Source organism: Ruegeria sp. HKCCA5463 (genome assembly GCF_013034175.1).
GTDB lineage: Bacteria > Pseudomonadota > Alphaproteobacteria > Rhodobacterales > Rhodobacteraceae > Ruegeria.
The window spans coordinates 1-1440 of record NZ_WQFL01000029.1; the positions used below are offsets into that span (position 1 = coordinate 1).

The window sequence follows — 1440 nt, forward strand, 5'->3', positions numbered from 1 at the left end:
ATCAGTGGACGACTTTTGCTCCGCCCCATGGCAGGTTTTTACGCCGCCGTTGACAGACAGCCAGAGTTTTCCCCGGTCTGAGGCGCGGTTTGGTGCGGCCCTGCGTAGGGTTCAGCCGGTTCTGCGGCGACAGGGTGTAAACATCGCGTTCAGTCGGGAGGGTAAAGCGGGGATGCGGGTGATAGAATTAACAAACCATTGAAAATTCACGCGGCAACGAATGCTCAAGCGCTCGACCTGAACAGTCGAGCGCTTTTAGACTTCTAAGGGCCCATATGTAAATTCTCAACATCGCTTTAGTCCGCCATGCGGACATTAACGATCATAATATTCTTGGTAACTCACAACCAATCCGGGTGCCTCTGTCTTCAGCAACCGTACAATTGAATCAAAACGCTTTGGCGGAGACGTTTCACGTTCTATCTTTTCAACGCGACTAGTCAACTCATACCGATCAAGAAGGTAATCAAGATCTAACTTAGACACGTGGTTTAATTTGCGATCCAGTTCCCTAACAAATCGGATTGAAAAAGAAATCAAAGTGGAGATATCTTTGAGCGTCGGCCGACCTTTCTCAAAATGATCCAGTAATCTATCAACATCTAGGGAAGCAAAGTTAGATTTGATTGCAGCTTTTTGTTTTCTCAGTCGATTTTCTTGTTTGGCGGTTAGTTTGGCACTGGAACGTTTGTGAACTATACGGTTTCGCCAGTGGATTGTTAAGCAAGCTCCCACATGTAAAAAATCGTCCTCTCCTAAGAGAAATTCAGCCACGTCGGTAGTTTTCTCTGCGCTGGTTGTTTTTCCGGACCATCGTTCTCCTACAACTGTGAGCCGTTTGAAATTTGAAATGGTTGCGATATATTCCTTTAGGGCTCCACACACCTTTTGCATAGTGGCTTCAACCGCAAAGCGGCGAGCTTTTCTTGCCGCTGCATTTTGGTCATCGGGGTTCCACGAAATCTTCAAACCGGCTGGCTTCTTGTAGCCATTCTCTACGGCATCTAAACCAACCACAATTGTGTTCAGATAGGCCACTGCTTCGCCGACTTCGCCAAGAAAAAATCTGAGTGGTTGCGTCGCAGCCGAAAAATTGGTGACGCCATCGGGACTCGAACCCGCGCTTCCTGCTTTCAAAGTATAATCCTCTAATCGGCAGGCGTGCTACCATTACACTATGACGCCTCGAGAAGATTGATACATAAGCGCTTGATTTCAGGTCAATATCAAAAACGGTTCAAGGTCTTCTTCTCAGAGTCTTTAGGCTGACGGTGCTGACAGCACTGACGGTGAATGTTGGAGAGGTTTTGTTGTGGGAGAGATTCGGGAGCTTGGGACGCGGAACTGGTTGCAACATCGTCGCTGTTCTTTGCAGTGTGGCGTAGCACCGGTGTAGCACCGTGGTGAGATGCCCTAAACGCAAAAAGCGCCCCTTGGGGC

At 48.3% G+C, this 1440-nt stretch carries 2 protein-coding genes and 1 tRNA gene; all 3 read right to left on the reverse strand.

Going from position 1 to position 1440, the window contains the following annotated elements:
- Positions 1 to 315: 315 nt before the first annotated feature.
- Positions 316 to 1137 (reverse strand): hypothetical protein, encoded by an 822-nt coding sequence (locus GOW09_RS22235; RefSeq protein WP_171121067.1) that lies wholly within the window; start codon positions 1135 to 1137, stop codon positions 316 to 318.
- Positions 1095 to 1185: transfer RNA gene (locus GOW09_RS22240), tRNA-OTHER, on the reverse strand. Before GOW09_RS22240 ends, GOW09_RS22235 begins: the two co-directional genes overlap by 43 nt.
- 41 nt (positions 1186 to 1226) lie before the next feature.
- A partial coding sequence (locus GOW09_RS22465) for a hypothetical protein (RefSeq protein ID WP_217360307.1) occupies positions 1227 to 1440 on the reverse strand: 214 nt, incomplete at its 5' end.